Origin of the sequence: Scytonema hankhaensis NUACC26, assembly GCF_045865695.1 — a bacterium.
Classification (GTDB): Bacteria; Cyanobacteriota; Cyanobacteriia; order Cyanobacteriales; family Nostocaceae; genus Scytonema.
On record NZ_BAACAP010000168.1, the window covers coordinates 1 to 25,438 of the forward strand.

General features: G+C 41.0%; 20 protein-coding genes and 1 pseudogene. 11 read left to right on the top strand and 10 right to left on the bottom strand.

Annotation, left to right across the window (positions count from 1 at the left end; genetic code table 11):
- The 7 genes and pseudogenes from ACKTT2_RS14145 to ACKTT2_RS14175 all read left to right on the top strand — a co-directional run.
- Window positions 1–113, top strand: a pseudogene (locus ACKTT2_RS14145) (nucleotide exchange factor GrpE); the annotation flags it as partial.
- A 353-nt stretch (window positions 114–466) separates the two neighbouring features.
- The gene (gene dnaK / locus ACKTT2_RS14150; protein ID WP_407887842.1) at window positions 467–2,428 is read left to right on the top strand and encodes a molecular chaperone DnaK; all 1,962 of its coding nucleotides are present in this window, start codon (window positions 467–469) and stop codon (window positions 2,426–2,428) included.
- A gap of 513 nt (window positions 2,429–2,941) precedes the next feature.
- Window positions 2,942–4,075: a molecular chaperone DnaJ gene (gene dnaJ, locus ACKTT2_RS14155; RefSeq protein ID WP_407887844.1), complete on the top strand. Its 1,134-nt coding sequence runs from the start codon at window positions 2,942–2,944 to the stop codon at window positions 4,073–4,075.
- Window positions 4,072–4,329 carry a sulfurtransferase TusA family protein gene (locus ACKTT2_RS14160; protein ID WP_407887846.1) on the top strand — a complete coding sequence of 86 codons (258 nt, stop codon included), beginning with the start codon at window positions 4,072–4,074 and terminating at the stop codon, window positions 4,327–4,329. Before dnaJ ends, ACKTT2_RS14160 begins: the two co-directional genes overlap by 4 nt.
- On the top strand, window positions 4,326–5,465 hold the full coding sequence (gene rsgA / locus ACKTT2_RS14165) for a small ribosomal subunit biogenesis GTPase RsgA (protein WP_407887848.1): 1,140 nt from the start codon (window positions 4,326–4,328) through the stop codon (window positions 5,463–5,465). The genes ACKTT2_RS14160 and rsgA overlap by 4 nt, the downstream gene beginning before the upstream one ends.
- Window positions 5,466–5,569: 104 nt before the next feature.
- The gene (locus ACKTT2_RS14170) at window positions 5,570–5,989 is read left to right on the top strand and encodes a Uma2 family endonuclease (protein WP_407887850.1); all 420 of its coding nucleotides are present in this window, start codon (window positions 5,570–5,572) and stop codon (window positions 5,987–5,989) included.
- Window positions 5,990–6,489: 500 nt separating this feature from the next.
- The gene (locus ACKTT2_RS14175) at window positions 6,490–8,082 is read left to right on the top strand and encodes a glycoside hydrolase family 57 protein (protein WP_407887852.1); all 1,593 of its coding nucleotides are present in this window, start codon (window positions 6,490–6,492) and stop codon (window positions 8,080–8,082) included.
- 168 nt (window positions 8,083–8,250) lie between these two features.
- On the opposite strand, the gene ACKTT2_RS14180 is transcribed toward ACKTT2_RS14175, so the two are convergent.
- The 6 genes from ACKTT2_RS14180 to ACKTT2_RS14205 all read right to left on the bottom strand — a co-directional run bounded on the left by ACKTT2_RS14180 (window position 8,251) and on the right by ACKTT2_RS14205 (window position 16,677).
- The gene (locus ACKTT2_RS14180) at window positions 8,251–8,433 is read right to left on the bottom strand and encodes a DUF6887 family protein (RefSeq protein ID WP_407887854.1); all 183 of its coding nucleotides are present in this window, start codon (window positions 8,431–8,433) and stop codon (window positions 8,251–8,253) included.
- Entirely contained in the window at window positions 8,430–8,606 is a 177-nt protein-coding gene (locus tag ACKTT2_RS14185) for a DUF6888 family protein (protein ID WP_407887856.1), read from the bottom strand. Before ACKTT2_RS14185 ends, ACKTT2_RS14180 begins: the two co-directional genes overlap by 4 nt.
- 105 nt (window positions 8,607–8,711) lie before the next feature.
- Window positions 8,712–10,613, bottom strand: a complete 1,902-nt coding sequence (gene drmB / locus ACKTT2_RS14190; RefSeq protein ID WP_407887859.1) for a DrmB family protein — start codon at window positions 10,611–10,613, stop codon at window positions 8,712–8,714.
- Complete coding sequence (locus tag ACKTT2_RS14195; protein ID WP_407887861.1) at window positions 10,606–14,091, bottom strand: helicase-related protein; 3,486 nt, start codon at window positions 14,089–14,091, stop codon at window positions 10,606–10,608. The genes drmB and ACKTT2_RS14195 overlap by 8 nt, the downstream gene beginning before the upstream one ends.
- Complete coding sequence (locus tag ACKTT2_RS14200) at window positions 14,084–15,649, bottom strand: DISARM anti-phage system protein DrmE domain-containing protein (RefSeq protein ID WP_407887863.1); 1,566 nt, start codon at window positions 15,647–15,649, stop codon at window positions 14,084–14,086. The genes ACKTT2_RS14195 and ACKTT2_RS14200 overlap by 8 nt, the downstream gene beginning before the upstream one ends.
- Window positions 15,646–16,677: a hypothetical protein gene (locus tag ACKTT2_RS14205; protein ID WP_407887865.1), complete on the bottom strand. Its 1,032-nt coding sequence runs from the start codon at window positions 16,675–16,677 to the stop codon at window positions 15,646–15,648. Before ACKTT2_RS14205 ends, ACKTT2_RS14200 begins: the two co-directional genes overlap by 4 nt.
- 320 nt (window positions 16,678–16,997) lie before the next feature.
- On the opposite strand from ACKTT2_RS14205, the gene ACKTT2_RS14210 reads away from it, so the two are divergent.
- Complete coding sequence (locus ACKTT2_RS14210; RefSeq protein WP_407887867.1) at window positions 16,998–18,386, top strand: DNA cytosine methyltransferase; 1,389 nt, start codon at window positions 16,998–17,000, stop codon at window positions 18,384–18,386.
- Window positions 18,387–18,576: 190 nt separating this feature from the next.
- Here ACKTT2_RS14210 and ACKTT2_RS52330 read toward each other — a convergent pair whose 3' ends face one another.
- The 4 genes from ACKTT2_RS52330 to ACKTT2_RS14225 form a co-directional block, all read right to left on the bottom strand.
- Complete coding sequence (locus ACKTT2_RS52330; RefSeq protein ID WP_500691385.1) at window positions 18,577–18,651, bottom strand: photosystem II protein, Psb35-related; 75 nt, start codon at window positions 18,649–18,651, stop codon at window positions 18,577–18,579.
- A 199-nt stretch (window positions 18,652–18,850) separates the two neighbouring features.
- Window positions 18,851–19,558, bottom strand: a complete 708-nt coding sequence (locus ACKTT2_RS14215; RefSeq protein ID WP_407887869.1) for a Uma2 family endonuclease — start codon at window positions 19,556–19,558, stop codon at window positions 18,851–18,853.
- A gap of 76 nt (window positions 19,559–19,634) precedes the next feature.
- On the bottom strand, window positions 19,635–21,467 hold the full coding sequence (locus tag ACKTT2_RS14220) for a HEAT repeat domain-containing protein (protein ID WP_407887871.1): 1,833 nt from the start codon (window positions 21,465–21,467) through the stop codon (window positions 19,635–19,637).
- Between the two features lie 293 nt (window positions 21,468–21,760).
- Window positions 21,761–22,087: a hypothetical protein gene (locus tag ACKTT2_RS14225; RefSeq protein WP_407887873.1), complete on the bottom strand. Its 327-nt coding sequence runs from the start codon at window positions 22,085–22,087 to the stop codon at window positions 21,761–21,763.
- A 201-nt stretch (window positions 22,088–22,288) separates the two neighbouring features.
- On the opposite strand from ACKTT2_RS14225, the gene ACKTT2_RS14230 reads away from it, so the two are divergent.
- From ACKTT2_RS14230 to ACKTT2_RS14245, 3 genes are all read left to right on the top strand, one after another.
- Window positions 22,289–24,841 carry a dynamin family protein gene (locus ACKTT2_RS14230; protein WP_407887875.1) on the top strand — a complete coding sequence of 851 codons (2,553 nt, stop codon included), beginning with the start codon at window positions 22,289–22,291 and terminating at the stop codon, window positions 24,839–24,841.
- 208 nt (window positions 24,842–25,049) lie between these two features.
- Window positions 25,050–25,226 (top strand): hypothetical protein, encoded by a 177-nt coding sequence (locus ACKTT2_RS14240; RefSeq protein ID WP_407887879.1) that lies wholly within the window; start codon window positions 25,050–25,052, stop codon window positions 25,224–25,226.
- A 19-nt stretch (window positions 25,227–25,245) separates the two neighbouring features.
- Entirely contained in the window at window positions 25,246–25,437 is a 192-nt protein-coding gene (locus ACKTT2_RS14245; protein ID WP_407887881.1) for a hypothetical protein, read from the top strand.
- Window position 25,438 lies beyond the last annotated feature (1 nt).

Here is a 25,438-nt window from a genome sequence, read left to right on the forward strand (position 1 = left end):
TGCGCGGATATTCTTTGGGCGATCGCGTGCTGCGTCATGCCATGGTGAAGGTGGCTGCTCCAAAGGAAGATACTCCTTCTTCTGATGGCGGGTCAAGTTCTGCAAATAGTTGAAAAGCTATTTGTCCAGTGTCCAGTGTCATTTGTCCTTTGTTCGGCGTTCTTTGTTTTAAGTTACAGTAATTTTCAAGTAAATGAACTACACTATGCTCTTGTGGTACGGGCGTCCCCGCCCGTGCATTATAGAAGACGGGCGGGGACGCCCCTTCTACATAATGTGGTCTATTAACCTGAAAATTGCTGTAATGACAAATGACAAATGACCAATGACCACCAACAATGTATCCGCGTAGATATCAAGCCTGAAGTTTTTTAGTGTCTGACCGGTGGAAGCATACCTATAGCTGACACCGGAAATTGTCACTCAAACTAAGGGAAATAAATACTACGTAAAAATACTGTTATTTATGAGCAAAGTTATTGGGATTGACTTAGGCACTACCAACAGTTGTGTCGCGGTTCTAGAAGGTGGTCAGCCGATTGTGATTTCTAACTCAGAAGGTGGACGAACCACTCCCAGTATTGTGGGATTTGGTAAGGGTGGCGATCGCTTGATCGGTCAATTGGCAAAGCGACAAGCTGTGACAAATGCTGAAAACACGATTTTTAGTATTAAGCGTTTTATTGGGCGTCGTTGGGAAGATACAGCAACAGAACGCGATCGCGTCCCCTACAACTGTGTTAAAGGTAGAGACGAAACAGTAGACGTTCAAATTCGCGGACGCAATTACACGCCCCAAGAAATTTCTGCCATGATCTTGCAAAAACTCAAGCAAGATGCAGAAAACTTTTTAGGCGAATCTGTAACCCAGGCAGTGATTACAGTACCTGCGTATTTTACGGATGCTCAAAGACAAGCTACAAAAGACGCAGGTACCATTGCCGGACTTGAAGTCTTGCGAATTATCAACGAACCGACTGCTGCTGCTTTAGCCTTTGGATTGGACAAGCAAGACCAAGAACAACTCATTCTAGTGTTTGATTTGGGAGGCGGTACTTTTGACGTGTCCATTCTACAACTAGGGGATGGAGTGTTTGAAGTAAAAGCAACTTGTGGTAACAACCATTTGGGAGGAGACGATTTTGACAACTGCATAGTGCTCTGGATGATAGAACGCTTCAAGCAGCAGGAAAAAATCGATTTGACTCAAGACAAAATGGCATTGCAACGCTTGCGAGAATCGGCTGAAAAGGCAAAAATTGAGCTTTCAAGCATGGGTTCTACTTCCATTAATTTGCCCTTTATCACTGCCAATGAAACGGGTCCGAAGCATCTAGAAATGGAACTCAGCCGCGCCAAATTTGAAGAGATGGCAACAAATCTGATTGAAGCTACCATCGAACCAATGCTTCAGGCGCTGAAAGATGCCGAACTCAAACCTCAAGATATTGACCGAATTATTTTAGTGGGTGGTTCTACGCGCATTCCGGCAGTTCAAAACGCCCTGATGAAATTTTTTAATGGGAAAACTCCCGATCGCTCTATTAACCCCGACGAAGCAGTGGCACTAGGAGCAGCAATCCAAGCTGGAGTTTTAGGTGGCGAAGTTGACAATCTTCTCCTACTAGACGTGACACCCCTCTCACTTGGGATTGAAACTTTGGGAGAAGTATTTACAAAAATTATTGAACGCAACACCACAATCCCCACTAGCAAATCTCAAATCTTTTCCACAGCCGTGGATGGACAAACCTCTGTAGAAATCCACGTCCTCCAAGGCGAACGAGCAATGGCACGGGATAACAAGAGTTTGGGGAAATTTCTCCTAACAGGAATTCCACCCGCACCCCGTGGCGTACCCCAAATCGAAGTTGCCTTTGAAATTGATGTCAATGGTATCCTCAAAGTTTTGGCACAAGATAAAGGCACTGGTAGAGAACAAAGTATTCGGATTACCAACACGGGTGGTTTGAGTGCTAACGAAGTCGAAAGAATGAGGCAACAAGCAGAAATGTTTGCCGAAGAAGACAAACGACGCATACAGTTGGTCGAACTTAAAAACCAAGCAGACAATTTGGTATACAGTTACGAATCGACGATTAAGAGCAATGGTCTGGTTGTGAGCGACCAAATAAAAGTCTTGGCTGATGAAAAGTTACTCCGCTTAAAAGCATTGGCATCTGATGACAATATTTCAGTAGCAGAATTCAAAGAGTGTTTGGAAGACTTCCAACAAACTTTGTTTAACATTGGTGCTGAAGTATACAACCGTGCTGGGACTTCAGGCGATGATGCCCTTGAAGAATTAGAAGCGTCATTGAAGGTAGAAGAACCCGTAGCTGCAGTCAGTGGAACAGCAGCACCGCAATTTAATTTTGATTTTGAAGATGAAAATACTGTGCAAGCTGATTATGAAGCGATAGACTAAGTGGATTACCTTAATACGGTTTTCCACACTTTTTAGTGCGGCTAGCACCTCTGTAAAATAGGCGGAGTTTTTGTCAATCACGTAGCACAATGGTAAAAGAGGCAGCAACACGCTGTCACTTTTACTGTTAAATAACTCAGATGGCATCTACTGTTGTCTATTGGTACTGAATTCTACTAAATTTTAGATAGACAGTACTGCTCGCTCGGGTTGAAACAGGTAGCTTTCGTTGCTTTTCAATCCACAATAGATATATAGATATAACCTAGTAGCTTATCGGCACAAGGCAATTGAAAAATTGTTATGGTGATTTTTGTAAAAGGTAAAAGGTAAAATCAAATATTAAGAAGTTTTAACCCTTGCCTTCTGCCTACTAGAACTTCCGAGCGATACGGCTTCAGCATTTAAGCTTCGCTTATCGCAAAGCCCAAAGCGTTTAGCATTTCAGCTAAAGCTGCTCAGAGTTCTTTATTGCCTAGCTGCTTTCTACCTTTTAACTTTCACCTTTGCTATATGGCTCGCGACTATTATGAAATTTTAGGTGTCTCTCGTGACGCCGACAAAGAAGAAATCAAACGCGCTTACCGCCGTTTAGCCCGGAAGTATCACCCAGATGTGAACAAAGAACCGGGTGCAGAGGAGCAATTTAAAGAAATTAACCGTGCATATGAAGTACTATCCGAGCCGGAAACCCGCGCTCGTTACGACCGCTTTGGTGAAGCTGCTGTAAATGGTGGAGCTGGTGCAGGCTTCCAAGACATGGGTGATATGGGCGGTTTTGCCGATATCTTTGAAAGTATTTTCAGTGGCTTTGCTGGTGGTATGGGAGGTACAACGCAAAGGCGTCGCGGCGGTCCCGTGCGAGGCGATGACCTGCGGTTAGACCTAAAGTTGGACTTCAGAGAAGCAGTTTTTGGTGGTGAGAAAGAAATCCGTATTTCTCATCTAGAAACTTGTGAGGTTTGCACTGGTTCTGGTGCTAAGCCTGGAACCCGCCCGCGTACATGTTCGACTTGTAGCGGAACGGGTCAAGTTCGGCGTGTAACCAGAACACCCTTTGGTAGTTTTACCCAAGTTTCCACGTGTCCCACCTGTAATGGTACGGGAATGGTCATAGAAGACAAATGTGAATCTTGCGAGGGTAAAGGCGCAAAACAGGTTACGAAAAAGCTGAAAATTACCATCCCTGCAGGTGTAGACAATGGCACGAGGTTGCGGATCTCCTCAGAAGGAGACGCCGGACAGCGTAGCGGTCCTCCTGGAGATTTGTACGTTTATTTGTTTGTGAATGAGGATGAAGAATTCCATCGGGATGGAATTAACATTCTCTCAGAAATCAAAGTTAGCTACTTACAAGCAATTTTAGGTTGTCGTTTGGAAGTGAACACGGTAGATGGACCAGTGGAATTGCTCATTCCACCCGGAACTCAGCCAAACACGGTGATGAAATTGGAAAATCATGGCGTACCTCGCTTGGGCAATCCTGTTAGTCGTGGCGACCACATGATTACAATATCAATTGATATCCCAACAAAAATTACGGCTGAAGAACGAGAACTGTTGGAGAAGCTAGCTAAAATAAAAGGAGATCGCACTGGTAAAGGCGGTCTAGAAGGATTTTTGGGAAACTTTTTCCACCAACGATGAATCTACCTTCCCTCTCAACTCCTGACGCTCAATTGGACTTACGTGGCACTCCTTGTCCGATAAATTTTGTTAGGACAAAACTTCGTCTAGAGCAAATGCAGCCCGGTCATTTGCTCGAAGTATGGTTAGACCCTGGAGAACCCATTGAGCAAGTTCCTGATAGTTTGACAATGGCTGGCTATCATGTGGAACAAATTGTCAATTGTAATGGTTACTATTCTTTGTCAGTCCGCCGTCCCGTAACTGTTTCATGAGCAGGGAAGACTTAGAAACTACTGGGCAGTTATTAGGTACGGTTTTAGCCGTACAGGCTAATTTTTATCGCGTACAGCTAGATTCGGAGGACAAGGGGGACAAGCTAGAAAATTCTTCCTTCTCTACTCCCTCTCCCTTGTCTACCGTGTCTTCCCACTCTCCCAATCCCCATCCCCCCCTCCTCCTCTGTACCCGCAGAACCCGTTTGAAGAAAATTGGACAGCAGGTGATGGTGGGCGATCGCGTAGTTGTTGAAGAACCAGACTGGGCGGGTGGGAGAGGTGCAATATCAGAAGTTTTACCTCGTGGAAGTGAATTAGATCGTCCGGCAATTGCAAATGTAGATCGAATTTTGTTAGTTTTTGCCGTTGCAGATCCGCCTTTAGAACCTTACCAACTGAGCCGTTTTCTGTTAAAGGCTGAATCCACAGGTTTAGATGTGGTTCTAGGTTTGAATAAAAGCGATTTGATTTCCACTGAAGAGCAAAGTGAAATTTGCGATCGCTTAATGAGTTGGGGTTACAAACCAATATTTATTAGTGTCAACAAAAGTATAAATCTTAACCAAATAGCAACTAGTCTTAAAGAAAAAATTACCGTTATAGCCGGACCATCAGGTGTTGGAAAGTCTAGCTTAATCAACGCCTTAATTCCCAATGCCAATCTACGAGTAGGAGAAATTTCTGGCAAACTAGCAAGAGGTCGCCACACTACCCGTCACGTGGAATTATTTGAATTACCCGGTGGTGGTTTGCTTGCGGATACACCTGGTTTTAATCAACCCGATCTCGATGTTTCTCCCGAAGAATTAGCAAGTTTATTCCCAGAAGCAAGACAGAGACTAGCGGTAGAAAGTTGCCGTTTTAGTGATTGCTTGCATAGAGAGGAACCGGAGTGCGTTGTTCGTGGAGATTGGGAAAGATACCAGCACTACTTAGATTTTTTAGAAGAAGCCATCTTGCGTCAAACTCAACTGAATCAACAAGCAGATCCTGAATCAACTGTCAAGGCGAAAACTAAAGGAAAGGGGCAGACTAAATACGAGCCAAAGCTAGAATCTAAAAAATACCGTCGTGCTTCTCGAAGAACTCAATTACAGGAGTTGCAGCAGTTGTATCAAGAAACTGACGAGTGAGGAATGTTCTGTTGTTTGGTAATCTACTTTTGCAGCTACACCATCACTTCTACAGCAAGCAGCTTTAAAAGGATAACATATTATAAATAAAAACAAGTTTTTGTATGTCTCAGCCGCTTGCCACCACCTCTACTGTAGAAAACGCAACACAAGGTATAATTTTTCCACCTGGTGACCTTTATAGTGATGAACCTCCCTTGGAAAGCGATCTACACCGCGAACAAATTGAACTGCTTGTGCGCCTGATAAAGTGGTACTGGCGAGAACGTCAGGATTTTTACGCCACAGGCAACCTAACCGTATATTTCAGCCCCAATCAAAAAAAGTCGGAAGCTAAATTAAAGTTGTACTCATTAAAAGGAGTTCAGGAATATTGGATTGCAGATTGGCGGTTGCAGCAGATAGAAATATATCGTAAAGATGCTGCTCAACTGAGACTAGTAGCAACTCTACTCCCAAATGACGACATTACCTCGCCTTTATTACTTGGTTTTAGCGCTCGCGTTCAGCGCTTATTTGCGTAAACTCAAGCCGTTCTGCTCTTTGTTTGTTGGTCAAAAAGCGATCGCTACTCGGTATGTTTTTTGCAATTTGCTACATTAAAAAGATTGCGTACTACCATGCCCAGAACTGCTACTAACACTAGTATTATTAGCTACTAACTCCACATTTCTTGTAGGATCGATTACCCATCCTTGAGCTTCAACTAAGGGAGATTTGGAGGTAGGAGTTGGAGGTAATGGAGAGTCATTCGCATTTCTGTTATGAGTCTAGCTCGCCACTTATACAGAACGGGCGAGGACACCCCGCACGGCGCTGCTCTGGGTTCCACAATTCAGGGTAATTAATTTCTTGGAGATCCCTAAAATTGGCTCGCGATAGGAATACATTTTTACTGAGGGCTGTCACCCATTTTGAAGAGTTGGCGAAAAACTGATACGATCCCCAGAAAGTCTTAAAATATTCTTAAATCTTCCAAATCCCCAACCTTCAATATACACGTACCACCTCGGAACTATTTATTATGGCTATCGGCTACGTTGCGCTCGTACTCCATGCACATCTGCCCTTCGTTCGTCACCCAGAAAGTGACTATGTGTTGGAAGAAGAATGGCTCTATGAAGCCATTACGGAAACTTATGTACCCTTGCTGAGAGTATTTGAGGGCTTAAAGCGAGATGGCGTTGACTTTAAAATCACGATGAGCATGACACCACCTCTTGTGTCAATGCTACGCGATCCTCTACTACAGGAACGGTACGATGACCACTTAGCCAAACTAGAAGAACTTATACAACTAGAAATCGAACATAATGCACACAACGGTCATATTCGTTATTTAGCCGAGCATTATGCTAGTGAGTTTAACGCGACGCGAGAAATTTGGGAACGCTATAAGGGGGACTTGGTAACAGCTTTTAAGCAGTTCCAGGATTCAAATAACTTAGAAATCATTACCTGTGGTGCAACTCACGGCTACCTACCACTGATGAAAATGTACCCACAAGCTGTATGGGCGCAAATTAAGGTAGCTTGCGAACACTACGAGGAAAATTTTGGACGCCCTCCTAAAGGTATTTGGTTACCAGAGTGCGCCTATTATGAAGGTTTGGAGCGGATGTTAGCCGATTCAGGGTTGCGCTACTTCCTCACTGATGGACACGGCATTCTTTATGCTCGTCCTCGCCCTCGATTTGGTACTTATGCCCCAATTTTTACGGAAACTGGTGTTGCTGCTTTTGGTCGAGACCATGAATCTTCTCAACAAGTTTGGTCTTCTGAGGTGGGATATCCCGGTGCATCAGAATATCGCGAATTTTACAAAGACTTGGGTTGGGAAGCAGAGTACGATTATATCAAGCCCTACATTATGCCCAACGGTCAGCGGAAAAATACGGGCATTAAATATCACAAAATTACTGGTCGCGGTTTAGGGCTAGGAGATAAAGCTCTCTACGATCCTTACTGGGCAAGGGAAAAAGCTGCAGAACACGCTGCTAACTTCATGTACAACCGGGAACAACAAGCAGCGCATCTTTATGGTATAATGCAGCGCCCTCCAGTTATTGTGTCTCCCTACGATGCGGAATTATTTGGACATTGGTGGTATGAGGGACCTTGGTTTATTGATTACCTCTTCCGTAAGTCCTGGTATGACCAACAGACTTACGCCATGACTCACTTGGCGGATTACTTAAAGGCACAACCAAGCCAGCAAGTTTGCCGTCCATCTCAATCGAGTTGGGGTTACAAAGGATTCCACGAGTATTGGTTGAATGAGACGAATACTTGGATTTATCCCCATTTGCATAAAGCTGCAGAACGGATGATTGAAATATCATATCGGGAACCTGAAGATGAGTTGGAATGGAGAGCGTTAAACCAAGCTGCACGAGAACTGTTATTGGCGCAATCTTCTGATTGGGCGTTTATTATGCGGACGGGAACAATGGTACCCTATGCAGTCAGACGCACGCGATCGCACCTCATGCGTTTTAACAAGCTTTACGAAGACGTTAAAATTGGCAAGATCGATAGCGGTTGGTTGGAAAAAGTTGAGTTGATGGATAATATTTTCCCCAGTGTTAACTACCGCGTTTACCGTCCCTTGTCATAACTTGAGAGTAGGGTGGGCAATGCCCACCATTATGTATGAGGAAGTGGTAGCAACGCCATCATTTTATATTGTCCTCAGAATAGAATTCTAGGGCTATACAAACGAAGCCCACCTGCGTGGGCTGTTTTATAAAGAATTTTCCAAGATCGAAAGTTTTGTTTATGGCTGTTACTGATTAATTCGCTTTCGCAATTCAGCCTCAAATTCATCATCTGTACTCACAGTAACTCGCCCCGGTCGAGAGCGAATTATGCTAAGGTAATGCTGAAATGCGTCCTCATCTTGAGGGTTCAGTCGCACGTACTCGCGCAACTGCTTTTCTGTCATTGCTTCATAATTTGATTGAGTCATCCGATTATAACTTCCCCATTTTCCAGAACTTCTAACTGTATTGTTTCTCCAACCAAAACAACTATGCGTCTAGTACGGCTATCGTATCGCACTATTTCGATAGACTGGAGAAGATTGCTAATTCTCACGCATCTGCTGTAAAAAGCTCTAAGTTGTTCCACGGTTGGTTGCATATACTGACAACTTTTATAGTTTGAAGAACACTTGTATCACAAAAGGAGTAACAAGTATAAAAACTGTTAACCAGTGAAGAACCAGAGCAGTTATAATGGTTTATATTAAGTAAAAAATCCCATAGACTTATTATAAATATCACCAATAACTACACCTCGATCCAAAAAGCGATTGAACTCTTCACAAGCTGTTTCAGGCACTAAAGCGCAACTGTGGCAAGCCGCTAAATTGCACGAATCTGGTCCTTGTCCCCCTCTGGCTCCGACTTCCATGCACACAGGGTCGGCAGAACACCAGCTAGCCGCCTCTAGCGAAGAGCGTACCACAGGTTCAAAATTACTTGGTTTACCCATTCTCACAAGTCCTCCCATTGTCCCTTCAGAATCTCCATTTGCAGTGTAAATCAGCACTCCTGCCATTGGAGCAACAGGGTTTTCCGAGATATAGAGTCTTTCTCGCAACGCTGCTGAGCTGTAACCGCACTCGAAAGTTAACCGATTCATCAGTAAGTGAGCAAACGTATGCAATAGTATAAATCTTGGCGTTATCTGGCGTTGTCGTAAATGTCGTTCCTCCTGTATCCTTTCATAACGTGCCACTAAAGGCTGCACCCTACGGGTAATTTCAGCGCCGTGTATTTTTAACCACTGACGCAGGCGATTTTCGTTGAATTCAATAAATATACCTTCACCATAGACAATGTAAGCGGGTAACCATGTTTCCTGTTGTAGTGACTGACGCCATAAAAGCGATTGTAGAACTGGCAAAGGTTGGTCAGTTTCCGGAAATATACGGGTAAATCCTGTTAAAGCTCTGGTTTCTTTCAGTTTATCAACTAGCATAATTCTGGAAAAATATTGTGCAATATTTGATTCATATTGACTAATATTTATTGCTCTTATTTTAAGGTTTTCTTCATTGCGCTCAGTACGAAGCACATTAAATTCTTCGCGACGAAAACTTGTTTCTGGGTCATCACCTTCGACAATATTTGTGTTAGCTTTTATGTCGTTTGGTGATAAGATAGTACACAAAGCATCTTTAATTTCTTCATTTGAAAAATTTTTAAGCAGTAGAGTATGTTGCCCTCGAAGAAATTCAGGTGTAATCGAAAGCCCAGCTTGTGACAGTGGTTGGATAAGTGTTGAAAGAGGTGGTTCTTCTAACAGGGAAACAAGTTCGCTGTTATTACCTCTTTGCAGATAAATTGCACTGCGCGTTTGTGCGTAGTACACGTTGGTAGCACTTCGCAAAGTACCCCGTAGTTGACAGGAGCAGGGTTCACTATCTTCAGTTCCTAACCAAGGGCGTTTCCCTTGGCAGCAAAATCCTTTTTTCTCATCATCCACTTCCGTATTGTCGTCAGCCATCAAAGTTTTACTTAGTCTTGTTCTATTAACATCACCTTCAGTAATTCCTTCAAGGGATCTTTTCGCACCGCAATCACATCGAACGCTCAAACCACCAAGAGTTGCACTTCCAGTTCCAACTAAGCGCACTGGTTTATCACAAATTGGATTCGCCGATCTATGCACCCATTCACGCCATGGAAAGTCTTGAATGTGACCGCGATCGCACATGGCGATAATCGGTACTTGTGCCATGTGAGGAGTGTATTTCGTTTTCTTCTTGCTTTCACATTCGGGGCATTTTACTTTACCACGCTTAGTTAAAGGAAACTTTTGCAAGAGATTACAAGAAGCACAGAAATGCCATTGAGGAAATCGTAAAAATGGTACAGTTAGATAAGCATTAGGAACACCATCCCCTTTATTAGCTTTTCTAAAATCAGGGGGTTGACGAAAATGATCCACTTCTAAAGAACGTGCTAAACGCCATTCATCGATTCTAAATTCGGACTTGTCATCAGCCTCGCTAATATCTTCACGCTTGTACCAGTGGTCAATTCCGGCTGTTATTAAAGATGTACCATTCCTCACTACTACCATTGCACCCACACCAAAAGGTGCAATTAACTGAGCGCGTCTTAATAAACCTTCAGGCATCTTCTTCCACCCCTTCATTTAAGTAAAGATTCGTAATCTCAGCTTGACATTCCGCATCTACATTTCGCATAGACATTGGTGTAGCCCAAGATAAAAGTTGCCATTCTCTACTGGCGTATTCACCTGCTACCCTAATTAGAGGTATATCAGTAGCGTCTCTGCTGTTTCTCTCCCAATCTACACGTTGGAAATTTTCCCAGTCTAAGGCGCGTTTGTTAAAAACTTTCTCAAAATTTTCTACCTCGGCTTCATCAATCTTTTGAATGCGTGGGATCAGAATTTCTCGTAGCTGTTCGATGAGATTTTTAGGGTAGGGATAAGGCGTTTTGACTATTTGTTCATCACCAGTTTGTCGCACGTAAGTTGTCATGATAGCGTGCAGCGCTCTATCTAAAACTGGCGGCGAAAATGGGGTTACGCTGGTTGGTTCAACTTGTGCATAAAGTTGTTGGTGATAACTGCGAAACTTCTCAAAGTGAGAGCGATCGCGTGGTCTTGTAGGACTATATATTGTGATAACTAAACCGGGACGTTCCCACCACCGCCGTCCAACTCGCCCAGTTACTTGGATATATTGAGAAGTAGTCTTTGGTTGAGCAACAACTGCCATCAGTGATAGTCTATCAATATCAACCCCCACTTCAATAATGTTAGAAGCCAAACAAACATCAACGGGCGGTTGATTATTGCTATTATCGCATTTGACTTCTAACTTGCTAATAGCTTCCGGAACTTGGTCGCTGCGTATCCGCCCTGTCAGTTCGCGAATTTGCCATAGACGGCGTATCTGTTGCGAGTCTAATCTATTTCTGATTACCTTTAAATAACCGGGAATATCAGACTGCAACAGTGATAAAGATGTTCCTAATTCTCGCAAACTATTAAAAAATACAAGGAATGTCCACCAAGGATCTCGTTCCTCTGGTGTCAAAGTAACAGGTGCTTGCAAAATAGCAGCAGCAGTACGAACTTCAGCAGTTAGTAAAGATCTCAAACTAGGTGCATGAACACCCACATAAACTCGACCTCGTAGCAATGTTCTATCTACTGAATTACGAGCATAACGCGAGAAAAATGAATCTTCAGCATCAAGTCCTGGTGGGGGAAACAAAACTACATCCTCACGCCCATAAAGCGCTTTTACTTGGTCAGCATAGCGGCGAATTGTCGCTGTAGAACAGACAATTTTGGGTTTAATTTCTTGTCCGTTACGTCTATCAGTACACAGTTCTTCTATAACAGTTTCATACAGTCCTACCACGGAGCCAAGAGGACCAGAAATTAAGTGCAATTCATCTTGAATTATTAGCCCTGGTGGCGAATTGACTCTTTGCCCATTTGAACCAATTCCAAATAACGCCCTTGCTTTTTGTGCGTAACTCCACGCTAGCAGTGCAAATTTATCTACAGTCCCGATGATTAAAGACGGACGTTTCTCGTAAACATCCTCATCAATCACATAAACTGGTAGTCCATCATGTTTATGAAATTCGCAAGCAGGGTCAGGACATTTAAAAATTACAGTTCCACGGCTTTGTATATAACCTAAAACTTTTGGCATGGTAGATGGTAATTTCTGTTGACCTTCATAACGACCAAACTGAACACTACACCAAGGACATTGATTCATCAAAAAAGGGTTTTCTGCAGTTGATTTTTTTTGAAGCTGCCCCAAAGCGTGTATTGCGTCTTTACGTTTATTTGGAGTAGTTTCTCCACCTACCCAAATGCCAATAGAAAATGATTCTTTACCAAGTTCATCTTCTCTTTGGCGGCGGAGATACTCCATGGCACAAATAAGTGCAGAAGCTCGTTGAAACTGCTGTGCAGTTAGTAATCTTAGGGTATATCGCATTAAGATACTAACCCCTATATCTTCTGGGTTTTTCAAACGTCGCATAAATAAAGCAAACGCTGATAAACCCAAATATGCCTCAGTTTTACCACCACCAGTAGGAAACCAAATTAATTCAACAGTGTTGCGTTCAGGAATATTACCTTCAGCAGTAGATTCGATGGACATTAGTAGAAATGCCACCTGAAATGCTCGCCACTTACCACTATTTATGTCAGTTTGGAGAGGGTCAACTGCTTGATAGGTAGTCGAGAAAGTATATCTTTTTCCTACAGTGTCATAGTGAGCCTTACGAAGCTCGTCACGGCGACTACAAATCTGCTGTAGTAATATAGCGTAGTTCGCAAACTGAAATGCTCTCTTAGCTTGGGTATTATTCTGTAAGTAAATTAGTCCATTTCTCATTCTTTCAGATGCTCTTGTACATTCGTTTATGTGCCGATAAGCAGCATCTTGATATTCTTCATAAAGAGAGGCGATGTCATTTTTTCTGTCTTCAATCCACTGTTCATAAAGGCTAACAACTTCCTCCAAAGCAGCAAACCCATCATTACCTGGTATCAATCCAGCTAAAGGAGCCATTGGGACTTCTATACCAATATCAGGAGTAATGCTAGGAGTTTCAAAAGTAGGAAGACATTCTGCTATTACAGCTTTAACTTTGCCAGCACTAGATTCTTTATCCCAGTTAGCTGCACAGCCATGTCCCACCGCATAAGTTTCCATTTTGCGGTAAAGTAAGGCTAAGGATTGCTCTTCTTCATTCTCTAAGTTAAAGTCTGGTTTTGGATAAGGTAGTATATGTGCTTCATTCTTTGGTGAAAGAATAGTTACTGTAAAACCTGCCTGAAATAGGCAGTTTTCATGACGACCAGATGTAGTAGTACGGTTAATCAGACAAACAGTTAATAACCGCACACCTTTTCGGTTTTCTCTATCAGGTCTGGAGAAGACTTCAAAACTAAGCTCAAGTCCATCTATTTTTTCAGTTTTAATCCAATTTTTCTCTGGTACAGAACAGAGTTTTTCGGCAGAAAATTCTACAGTAAAATCAATTGATTTACGCAGCCACCATGTGCGTTCACTTCCGTCAACTTTAACTTTTTTCTGTCGATAGCATCCAGAATTTGTTGCTTTAACTACTAGAATCGAATCTTTTGGAAACTCTGCTAAAAAGCTGATCCCCATGCTACTCGGTTTAGAAGAATTAGCCGTTGATAGATCAAAATCATTTGATTCAACTTCAGGGCTTTCTAATATATTTTTTGCTATATCTTCTATATTTTGCTTTGCCTCATCTGTAATTATTTCTTCATCTGCTTTTATCTCTTCGATATGATTAATTTCAACAATATTTTGACCTAATTCGCTTGTCTTTAAATCTTCATTTTCGAGAGGTGTTCCTACTGGATGAAGTACACCAACACCATATCTTACTAAGGGAGGATCTCTTTGTAAAATTTCTTCGCCGTTATCTTGTCTCCAGGGTTGATAAAACTCTTCATTATCCTGAAAAGTAATTTCACCAGAGCAGTTTATCGGTTTCCCTTGCGGTGATGGTCCCACAAGTTCTTCCCGTAGTGCTTGAATAATTTTGTCTCTATTCGTTATATGGTCAGGCATTAATAATCTCACTATTTAATTGAAATGGATGTGCAATTTTTGAATAAGGAAACCTAGTAATTTCCGTGTGAATTCCCACCACTCGAAACGCTGTCATACTTCCAGAAGTTGCTTCCGAAATTTGAAAATGAATTTTTCCTTGTTGCTCTAATTTTATAAAATTAGATTTACGTATCTCGTCCAGCAGTAATTTTCTAATGTGATAGCCAGCTTTTCTATGAGCATTATCAATTAATGATGCAGCTTCATAAAATTCTGTTAATCTATCTGATAAACCTACTAAGTTTAGTATGGCATTAAAATCTTTATCATCATCTGGTCTAATGCTTCTATACGACATCCAATTACGAATATTGTGCTTCTTATTAGCTAGTTTTGAACCTAAATTGATTAATTTCCAGCTAACATCATTTAAACCGCTCAACCTGACTTTACGCTTCAGACTAATTTTCCAAAACTCTTGTAATTCTCTGAAGTATTGGGCTTTTGCTCCTAAAAATGAATTTGCCAATGGAATGATATAATCTCCACCGCCACTTGTACGGAGAATAATAAACATATCTAGTTCGATATCTGTGACATCTATCTTTTTTACCTGGTCTTCACCATGCTCTTGTAAATCGATTATATGTTGCTGAACGTTAGCATCAAGAAAAACTGCTGTTTCTCCCTCTAATAAAAATAAACGTGCTTCTACATATTCTTCCTCGCTAGCAACTAATGAGGAACGGGTAAAGCGTTTAGCGATTTGGCTCAAGTTAATAGGTAATGGCAAAACTTCATCTGAGTCTATAGATTCTGTAAATACTTCATTGATATTTGTGCTGTCTATCTTTTCTTCTAGCGTTGAAGCATGAAATTTGACAATGATTGGTATATTTTTATTGTTTATAGAATTAAGAAATATTGATTTATACTGCCATCTATCATTTAAAAACTTGTATTGAATTATGTCTATCTCCTGTGAATGTGGTGCAGTAAAAATGTAATCTGGAAACCAACGCATTGCACCAATAACAACTAATTTTTTAACGCAATTTTTTCCTCGTAGCTGAGATGGTATTAAAATTTCAATTTTGCCTAATTCAGGAATGGTAGCTAATATATCCTCCATGGGAGGAATCAAACGTAGGTTTTGTAGTAGAAGCACTATATTAGAGTAATGACCCACTAAAAAATCCAACAGAGGATTACTATTAGATTGTGACAAAAGAGCAAAGCTTTTAAAAAGATTATCTGCTGCTGAAGTAAAATCGGGATATATATATCGGCATTTCTTTAAATGCTTTTCTAGTGACTGAATAGTTTCAGGTTGACAAGCAGTGGGATGGTTAAACGGTAATGGTGCTGCACATAATTTAAATCGATACTGTTTCAAGGGAGGCAGGAACTTTTGCCAGTAATCATCTGCGGCATTTTCACCGAGTGACTTTTCAAAGTTTGTCAGTAACAAGCAAAAATTCCAGAATTCACGATGCTCAAACTGATGTTGGATAATTTTGACACCACTACTACACGAGTAAATTTCGTTTACATCTAATAGAGAAATATAAGTCATTGACGCGCTTCTTGATAAACTACTAGTTCAACTCCTGGGGGAATACAGGGAATATTTTGTATCTCTTCCCCATCAAACCGATTTCCATATTCGTTGTTAATTTCTATGACTGCTTCTTGAAAGTGCGGTTCTGTGCGTTCAAGTAAAACAATCCAATGCGAGTTACGCCAATTATCTCGCCATTTAAGAAAACCAGTTGCACCATCGAATATGGTTACATGAGGTATTAATCCATTTGTTGTCTGTGGAGGGTTATTACCTAGTGCTGGTAATACCTCTGAGCGATAAGCTTGACCTTCACTGATGCAAAAATTACGTACCCGTAACACATCATTCAAACACCCTGTTTTAAATTCAGATTTAGATGAAGAACAAGCAAATGGTACTTCCTTTATTTCCTGTCGAAGAGTATTAACTCGTCCAATAACAGCACACTCTAATCGAGTTTCTGTAGTAAATTGGAGAAGTTCGGCTTCACTAATTACAGCGTTCAAGAATTCGTTCTGAACAAAAATAGGACGACCAGTTTGTTTTTTAGGAAGATTTATATGTTGGGTAGATGCGATCGCCACATTATGGCATTCCTCTTGACGAATAAAGTCTGTTAAACCACCGCTACTTTTGTTTTCTCTTTGTATTCGGAGTCGCGGTTCGCCGTAATCTTTATTTACACCTAAATAAATACCTTTGTATCTCTTACCGTTTATTTGATAGTTAACTGGTGTTCCTTTTGGTAGGCGACACAATTTTTCAAAATGGCTGTTACTATCTATCTTGGAAGTGGAAATATTTGCTCTTGCTAGCACAACACCTAAAGCTGCTAAGGCGGCGGCATAATTCCTGATAGGAATAGCAAGAGCTATGACTAACCGATTTTCTCTACTGTCAGCTTGTGCAACCCAATGTCCTATATTGATAAAACAGGTTCCCCAAGGTGGCAAGGAAGCCCACTCGCCATAATTCTTAGCGAAAGAAAAATTGGTTCTGGTAGATACACTTTGTATCTGAGGAGAAATTACTGCTGTCATGAGCTAATAAATTACTTGACTGCTATGAAGTAGTGATATTGACTACAGCACAGCAATCAATGTGTTTGTCCTTTCTAGAGGGTTAAAGAAAACTTAAATACATTATATACTGTAATTATACAGAAAGGCAAGATTGGCACTAGAGGCAGCAATTTAAATAGATAAATGCTTCCAGTGCTGCTTTTTGCTTTTTAAGTATATATACTATTATATAAATTATAACTTATGATTCAGTACATGGAAATCCTGGACCTCTCAAAATTTGAATGTTATTCTCGGATAGTTAAAATGACGCTTGTTCCTCACACACGAGATAGTTTATGCCTGTGAGCAAGATAGAAGTTTCAGGTACTCCGCAAATTGTGAAAAATTACTGTGAGCTGGGAAATATGTCTATTGAGGCGAATAGTGTAGATAGTTACGTTTGTAAGCTACCGATTATCTCCCTTTTCTCTGGTGCTTTAGGTTTGGATCTTGGTTTAGAGAAAGCAGGATTTCAGACTAGAGTGGCAGTGGAATGTAATAAATTTGCTGCTGATACTATCCGCAAAAATCGCCCTGGCATTCCTGTCATTGAAAAGAAAATAGAAGATGTGACAACAGAAGAAATTCTGGAAATAGCAAAGCTAAGACCGGGAGAGCCTGTCATTGTCACTGGAGGACCCTCTTGCCAATCTTTCAGTACTGTTGGACAGAGAGGTTCTCTTACCGATCCCCGTGGAATGCTGTTCCAAGAATTTTTAAGAGTCATCAGGGAGACACAGCCTCAATTTTTTATCATGGAGAATGTCAAAGGAATATTCTCCGCAGCAATTAAACATCGTCCTCTTAAAGAACGTGGGCTTGGCTATCCGCCTCTAGAGCCAGAGGAGGAACTTGGATCGGGATTTGTAGAAATTCTGAAAGAGCTACGTGATATTAATTACTATACTGTTTTCGACCTACTGAATACCGCAAATTATGGTGTTCCCCAAGTTCGTGAGCGTGCTATTTTCATTGGTTCTAGAGATGGAGAACCAGTGGCTATACCTGAACCTACTCACGCTAAAGATCCTGTTAACGATCTGGTTAGATGGGTAACTCTTAAAGAAGGTCTCGAAGGGCTAGAAGATAAAAACCCTTTATACAGGAATTTCAATGCTAGCAAGCGCCAGTTTATTCAGATAATTCCAGAAGGTGGGAACTGGCGTAATTTGCCACCCGAATTACAGGAGCAAGCAATAGGGGGAGCTTACAAGTCCTGGGGAGGTAGGGGAGGATTCCTACGACGCCTGAGTTGGAGCCAACCATCTCCTACTCTCACAACTAATCCAGACGGTAAAGCTACTATGTTGTGTCACCCAACAGAATGTAGACCATTAAGTGTTAAGGAGTACGCGAGACTTCAGCAATTTCCTGATTCTTGGGAGTTTTCTGGAAGTTTATCTCAGCAATACACTCAAATTGGAAATGCCGTTCCTATTGGTTTAGGTAAGGCAATTGGTCAAGCTATTCAAAAAGTCATACAGTCAGACCAGAAGATGATTAAGAGAACTGGTATATATACTCGTGAAGATTTACTAAAACGCTTAGTCAATAGACCACGAACTATGCTAAGCCCGCCCAATATGTGGAAGATTAAAGATCGAGAAGCAGCACGGGAATGGATGAATGGTCATAACCGTAATCGGATTGAAATATTAGAATACGTATCTTGTTATCAGGATTAGATTGGTAGAACATTAGCCGCAAAAAATTTTTATTAGTGCATTTGGTTGTCTACCTCTTTACGATCGCTACTCACCTAATATAATTTAGTTTTCCCTAAAACAAACACTAAACAAAACCCCCAGAACAACGCTGGGGGATATAATACACAAAAAACAAACCGTATTTTCTCTGTAAAACCCAATTCAACAACTATTGGGGAAGATTGTTGCTTGCATAAGCATCCAGGCTGTAAGCTGGAATGCGATCGCTGTAATCAATATGCAATTAGTACAGTCATCATAGTTATCAGCACGTTTTCATTTAAGTTTTATGTTTATTTGTAAATCAATGTAACAAAATAGCGATAAAACTGACAACATAAACTGAGAACGTATTGACCGATAAGCAAGGTACGGGCTTCCGCACTGTGCAAAATAAAAATCCCTCGCCCGGTAAGGCAAGGGATAAGATGCTTGGGTGATTGTTAGATATCGTCGGGGTCAATGTTTAATTCTTTCAGCTTGGCAGCTAAACGCTGTGCTTTCTCTTCAGCAGCTTGTCGTGCTTGTTCGGCAGCTTGTCGTGCAGAGGCTTGTTCTTCAAAACTTAAAAGTGTTTGACTGGTTGCTGGATCGTAAAAGCGCATTTTGCCTTCTTTGAGTCGCAACTCTAAACCTAAGACTTCGCTTGGTAACGATACTGTACCATCTGCTAAGGTAGTGGTGACAACTGGGAAATAATTGCCATCGACTAGTCGTAAACCTTGTAGTGGAGGATTGAGATAATCTCCTGTCGGGTCATATTGATAATATTCCCCTACTCCTAAAAAGGCGTAAATTCCTTTTTTTGCACCTTGGTCTTTGCTGCGAGTGCTTTTCGAGGTAATTTCTAGCACAAAATCAGGTGTTTTCCCATTTTCCTCCCAAGTTTTGTAACTGCGGCGTTGACGATTTTCGACACCAAAAATGACAAAGACATCGGGTGCGACAACTGATTCCGGAATTCCTTGTTCGTAGTAAATAAATAAATTCCCAGAAACATAAACATCTGGACGGTTTTGGAAATAAGTTCCCAGTACTTTGACTGAGTATAGTAAATATTCACGTGTTTGGTCGCTTTCAGCCATAGGCTTGCCGTCCTCATCTGGATATTCAATTGGAGTCATCGGGATGTATTCAACAGAGACTACCATTTGTTGTTCCTCCAATGTTTGATGTTTTGAATAAATTTATCTCTAGATATTTCCATAATATTCATTATAGAAACACCTATTCCACAGCTTCGAGTGTAGCGATCGCCTGACGGAAAGATTGAATATTTTGCTCAAAGGTCAAGGTTGTTTCCTGACTTTCTGCTTCTTCAAGAGCTACTAATGCCGCTTGCAAATCTGGGATATTAATTGTGCATAAATGCTGTTGTAAACTTTGAGCTATGAAGTCTAGAGCATAAGCAACACTCGCTCGAACATTCTCATCTTGGTCTTTTAAAGCTAAAATAAGGGCTGGTATAGCAACTTTAGCATCGGGTCCTATTTTCTGTAGAGCATGAGCTGCAAAGCTACGAACCTCTTCATCTTCTTCCTTTAAAGCGTCAATTAGGGCTGGTATAGCAACTTTGGCTTGTGAACCAAGTTGTGCCAGAGTATTAGCAGCAGATGTGCGATAGAAACTTTCCCTATCCTGAAGAGTTGCAATCAGGATAGGAATCGTGTCTTGAACGGGCGAACCTATGTTTATTAACGCTGATGCTGCTTTGTATCGAACATCCCCATCTACATCTTTAAGAGCAGAAGTGAGAGCCGGAATTGCTGCTTGAGCATTACCAAAATTTGCCAAAGCATCAGCAGCAGAACTGCGAACTAGGTCAACCTCATCTTGAAGAGCAGCAATCAGCGGTTGAATAGCTTGATTTTCCTGGATGAGTCCTAAAGCATAAGCTGCACCATCGCGGACTTGCCACTCCCGAGCTTTAAGGGCTAGGATTAAGTCAGGCACAGCAGCTTTGGCATTTGTTTGCATATAACCCAATGCCCAAATAGCACCTCTACGGATTGCCAAGTCTTCGTTGTTGTTGAAAGCGTCAACTAGGGTAGGGACTCCATCCGAACCGATTTGTGCTAAAGACAAGGTAACAGCATTGCGAACACCCTCTTCTTCGTCTGCAAGAGCTGAAATTAGGGAGGGGACTGCAGCTAGTGCTTTTGGACCAATTCTTCCTAATGCCATAGCAGCTGGGCGGCGAACATTTTCTTCTTTGTCTGTCAAGGCTGCAATGAGAGCAGGTACAGCAGCAACGGCATCAATTATGTTACACGATTCCATGAAAGGTCGCCATGATGCATAAGGTTCCGGACGCATACAAGCTAAGATATGAGCAGCACGGCTCTTGAGATTACTATCTTGGTCTTCTAGCGCTTGGATGAGAGCGGGTACAGCACTTGAACCAATTCCCCCTAAAGCATCAGCCGCAGCACGGCGAAGATTTATGTTACTATTGCTAAAAGCTAACATCAACGCAGGTACAGCAGACGATGCTTCTGCACCGATTAAACCTAAGGAATAAGCACTACTACAGCAAACGCCCTCATCTTCATCGTTAAGAACTGCAATTAAGGCAGGAACGACAGATGCGGCTTTTGTGCCCATATTACCTAAAGCTTGAACAGCTTTGATCCGAATTTTATTGTCGCTGTCGTTCAAAGCAGTCATTAATACCGGGACGACTGCATCAGCTTCGGAATTAAAATTACCTAGCGCTTCAACAGCAATTGCTCGAACATCTCTATCTTCGTCCTGAAGCGCTGCAATTAGGGCAGGTACAACTTCTTGACTAGCAAAATCCATACTTCCCAAACCCCAAACAGCGTTGGTGCGAACCCACTTATCGTTATCTTTGAGGGTGACAATCAGTGCTGCAACAATTTCTGGCAATTGTAGATGGATTCTTGCTAAAGCATTAGCAGCACCACTACGAATATTCGCATTATCGTTCTTCAAGGCAGCAATTAGAGGGGAAACTGCTGATGCTCGACATCGAATAATCTCTTCTATAGCAGCTTCTTGTTCTTCAGGATTCTTAAGCTTTTGAATATATGCTTCCATTGCTGGCTGTATGTATTGTGTTGCTAATATTTTGCCAGGAAAAAGCTTGATTAAGAGGCAATACTGCGTAGGTTTTGCGTAAAAATTTAACAATACGTAGGTTGGGTTGAGGAACGAAACCCAACATTTACAGGCATTTGTTGAGTTTCTCCAAGGAGAAAGCGCAACCCACAAAAATTCGATAGCCCTTGTAGTATTGGATTAAGAGGATGTTTTAACAGTCTCGACAGCGCGAATAAAAATAGGTATTGGTTGTCCCTCCTCTGATAATGAACTAGTTTCTATGGTACCGCTTAATCAGTCGTATCTTCTGATTCATCTCTAACTTTAAAATAGTAATAAAGATTAGCGATCGCTACATCTGATGCTTGCTTTAAATTAGATGTAACTAATGTTTTATAACCAGTCATTGCAGATTGCCTATCAACATAAAACTCATAGTCTCGGCGTAACTCAGGTTCAAACATAAATAGGAGTTGGTCGCGCAGAGAATAAAAATGAGACTTTTCTGCTAAACTTTTATATAAAATTTGTTCGAGGGGTATTTCTAATATAGTTTTGGTTGGGTTGGTATCTGAAAGAGGACTCATATCTGAATTATCTAATTCCGCACTACTCAAAAGTTTTAATTCTAATGAAGACCTGCTTGAATTGCAGGAGGAAATTGAAACAACATATTTTTATATGACCGAAAGCTAATTTGTTCAAGCCTAGCTAGTCTTGAAAGGCAAAACTAACCGTATTTGTTCGGGACATTTGATTAAACTTTGAATAAAGTTGGGCATACTAGATCCGGAAATTGCGATCGACTTACAGAGTCTATGGATACTTCACTCATTAGTTCCGAAGCAAGAGATTTATTGTCAAGCATTACCGGACAAAAGCTAAGCCAACGGGATCTCACACCGCCTGTAATATTTTTAGCCAATTTGGTAACAGTGCTGATTGGAGTCATGTTTGTAGATGGTACAGTCGCGGAGGAGGAGAAACATCGTCTACTGACAACACTTTACCGATTTAGTCCTCCAGACAGCGATGTGCGTCGGTTAACACATTTAATGATTAAAGGCATCAGAGAGAATCAGGTTTATAAAAAAATTAATGATTTGCTAAAGCTCGCATCTCCACTATCAATATCAGAAAAGCTTTTATTAATTAGCTTTGGCTATGAAATGTCAGCTGCAGATGGTGAAATTGACTTACGGGAGAAAAAATATTTGGAGATAGTAGCCAAAAACTTAGATATTAATCCACTATATTTAACAGTTTTAGAAAGAGTCTTCACTCATCAAGAAAATGTCAATTTTAACATTTTAGACGAAATACATCTTTTACTCCATCCTGCTTGTTTCCACTCATTGGATGCTGTATTTGTAAAAGCTGCAAGCGATCTGCTAGCATCTTTACCTACTCAATCTAAAGACAAAGCAATTCAACAGCAAACAATTATCTCCTATGGAGAGTTGAAAAAATTTCAGGAAGAATGCCAAAAACTAGATGCTTTTTGTTGTGAAATTTTTCAGATATTGCAAGATTGTAGCGCACGCGGTTTTCTCCCTATTACTTTTTCAGAAGAACTAAGCGAAGTCTCTAAGAAATTACAATCGCAAAAATTCCGACTAGCAGTTATAGGAGAGTTTAGTCAAGGAAAATCAACTTTACTTAATGCCTTGCTAGGTCAAGAAATTCAACCAGTGAGGGAAATTCCTTGTAGCGGTACAGTAACAGTTTTGAAATACGGAACTCAAAAGCGAGTTATTTGTCGCTATAAAAATGGGCAAGAAGAAGAAATCCCTGTTGAGCAGTATCAGCACAAAGCAACTATTTCAGAAGATGCTGCGCTTGGCTGCCTTGGTGATGAACTAGCACATTTAGAAATTGAAGAAATTGTGTTTGAGCATCCAGATTTAGAATTGTGCAGCAACGGAGTAGAAATTATAGATTCTCCGGGTTTAAACGAACATCCCGATCGCACTGCAATTACGCAAAAACTTCTCAAAGATACAGATGCAGTTATTTTCCTGACTAACGCTACACGTTCTCTTACTCAAGGAGAACGCGATCTGCTTCTTGATTTGAAAACACAACTCAATGGGGGAAAGGAAAACGAACCAGCTCATAATCTTTTTGTAGTGTGCAATTTTATGGATTTAGTGCGTACAGAAAAGGGGCGCGAGCAAGTTCAACAGCGTATTGAAAGGTTTGTCAAGGGTCAAGCCCCTATTGTTACTGGTAATAGCCGTATTCATTTTATTTCTGCTCAAGCTGCAGTAGATGCAATTTTTACAGGAAATGAAGACGAATATCTAAAAACTTTTCAAGACTTTACTCAATCTCTTGAGAAATTTTTAACTCTTGAGCGTGGGACATTAAAAACCAAGCGGTTTACTACTGAGGTTCAGAGGTTGATTCAAAAGTCTCTAGATGGGCTGCATCAAGCTGAAGATACTTTAAATGGTAAGGTGAAAATTTCTGAAGCAGAAAAGCTAAAAATACTAGAACAAATTGGAGAAGCTAGCGGACGTGATGTCAGAATTCGTATGCTAGCAAATCAAATGAGAGAGCAGGCGTTTGAGCAAGCTGCTGAATCTTTAGGTGAATGGTGTGAAGAATTAGGCGATCGCATGGTTGACAACAGCCAACGCTGGTATTCCGAACACAGCCCTGTTTGGAGCCAAAATAAGCTTATTCAAGATTATATCAATCAGTTTGTTAGAGATTTATCGAGAGAATTAGATAAGTGGGGGAACGAACAACTTAAAGATATTATCTTAAAAGAAAACTTAGAAATTTTAAATACAAATGTTGATTACGAGTTGGATGCTATTCAAGCTAAGTTTAGTAATTTGGAGCAGCAAATCCAAACTAATTTCAGCGAGCAACTTAAAATTTCAATTGACGGTATAACCGATGATTTTATGGGCTTGGGAGGAATTGGCGGTGGGCTTGGAATAGGTGGTGCTTTAGCAGCCGGATTAATGGTCTTTACAGGAGTAGGATTAATTGCGGTGATTATCACTGCTGTAGCAACTGCGATTGCTAGTTCATTTGGATTGGGAATGTTAGACATTGATGGATTACACGAGCAAGTCAAACAAAAAGTTTTGGAAATAGGATTTCAAAAGTTTGATGAATCAATAAATAACGTTATTGATAGACTTGACGAAATCCTTCATGTATTGTTTGATAGTCGCGTAGAATCAGCAAGTCGGGTCATTGCACAAGCTATAACACTTTACGAACATTTGATAGAACAGCAGGAAAGAGTACATCAAGAAACTCTAGAACAACGCGATATAGAAAAAGCTTGGATTTATGAAAAACGCCAAGAAATTGAGAGAAGCGTTTCGACAATTGAATACCTTCTTGATTAAGAGGCAATACTGCGTATGTTTTGCGTAAAAATTTAACAATACGTAGGTTTGGTTGAGGAACGAAACCCAACATTTACAGGCATTTGTTGAGTTTCTCGAAGGGTTTGAGACGACAAGTTGCAAGCGAGAAATCACCTACATCCTAAAAGGTGAGCAATGGGGCATAATGCCAGAGTACGCAATATTAGCAATTAAATAACCAGTCAAGATGAGACTTGAAACTCGAAATGTCTTGCTTAAAGCCTACGCGCAATTACATCGAATCATTGCTGATTTGTACGATGCACATGATACTGCAAGTGCAAATGACTATGATGAAGATGCCAGCTTATTAGTTGGGGAGCGGATAGACTTTATGAAGAAGCGGAAAATCTTTATTTTATAATTTCCGAGATGGAGGAAAAATGAAAACAGTTGAAGATGTAAGAAGTCGAATTAAAGAACTCAGCAAACAAGCAAGCGAGCTAATGCATAAAGCCGCAGAACTATGCTTAAGCGATATCGAACAAGCTAGAAACTATAGCCAGCAAGCAAGAGAAGGTATGCATCGATGTGAAACATTGAGGCAAGAATTGAAACGATTGCAAGCAAGTTAAA

Bases quoted from the DNA above. Each gene is read 5' to 3' on its own strand.
- dnaK (WP_407887842.1), top strand. From the start codon at position 467: ATGAGCAAAGTTATTGGGATTGACTTAGGCACTACCAACAGTTGTGTC.
- dnaJ (WP_407887844.1), top strand. From the start codon at position 2,942: ATGGCTCGCGACTATTATGAAATTTTAGGTGTCTCTCGTGACGCCGAC.
- ACKTT2_RS14160 (WP_407887846.1), top strand. From the start codon at position 4,072: ATGAATCTACCTTCCCTCTCAACTCCTGACGCTCAATTGGACTTACGT.
- rsgA (WP_407887848.1), top strand. From the start codon at position 4,326: ATGAGCAGGGAAGACTTAGAAACTACTGGGCAGTTATTAGGTACGGTT.
- ACKTT2_RS14170 (WP_407887850.1), top strand. From the start codon at position 5,570: ATGTCTCAGCCGCTTGCCACCACCTCTACTGTAGAAAACGCAACACAA.
- ACKTT2_RS14175 (WP_407887852.1), top strand. From the start codon at position 6,490: ATGGCTATCGGCTACGTTGCGCTCGTACTCCATGCACATCTGCCCTTC.
- ACKTT2_RS14180 (WP_407887854.1), bottom strand. From the start codon at position 8,433: ATGACTCAATCAAATTATGAAGCAATGACAGAAAAGCAGTTGCGCGAG.
- ACKTT2_RS14185 (WP_407887856.1), bottom strand. From the start codon at position 8,606: ATGCAACCAACCGTGGAACAACTTAGAGCTTTTTACAGCAGATGCGTG.
- drmB (WP_407887859.1), bottom strand. From the start codon at position 10,613: ATGCCTGAAGGTTTATTAAGACGCGCTCAGTTAATTGCACCTTTTGGT.
- ACKTT2_RS14195 (WP_407887861.1), bottom strand. From the start codon at position 14,091: ATGCCTGACCATATAACGAATAGAGACAAAATTATTCAAGCACTACGG.
- ACKTT2_RS14200 (WP_407887863.1), bottom strand. From the start codon at position 15,649: ATGACTTATATTTCTCTATTAGATGTAAACGAAATTTACTCGTGTAGT.
- ACKTT2_RS14205 (WP_407887865.1), bottom strand. From the start codon at position 16,677: ATGACAGCAGTAATTTCTCCTCAGATACAAAGTGTATCTACCAGAACC.
- ACKTT2_RS14210 (WP_407887867.1), top strand. From the start codon at position 16,998: ATGCCTGTGAGCAAGATAGAAGTTTCAGGTACTCCGCAAATTGTGAAA.
- ACKTT2_RS14215 (WP_407887869.1), bottom strand. From the start codon at position 19,558: ATGGTAGTCTCTGTTGAATACATCCCGATGACTCCAATTGAATATCCA.
- ACKTT2_RS14220 (WP_407887871.1), bottom strand. From the start codon at position 21,467: ATGGAAGCATATATTCAAAAGCTTAAGAATCCTGAAGAACAAGAAGCT.
- ACKTT2_RS14230 (WP_407887875.1), top strand. From the start codon at position 22,289: ATGGATACTTCACTCATTAGTTCCGAAGCAAGAGATTTATTGTCAAGC.
- ACKTT2_RS14240 (WP_407887879.1), top strand. From the start codon at position 25,050: ATGAGACTTGAAACTCGAAATGTCTTGCTTAAAGCCTACGCGCAATTA.
- ACKTT2_RS14245 (WP_407887881.1), top strand. From the start codon at position 25,246: ATGAAAACAGTTGAAGATGTAAGAAGTCGAATTAAAGAACTCAGCAAA.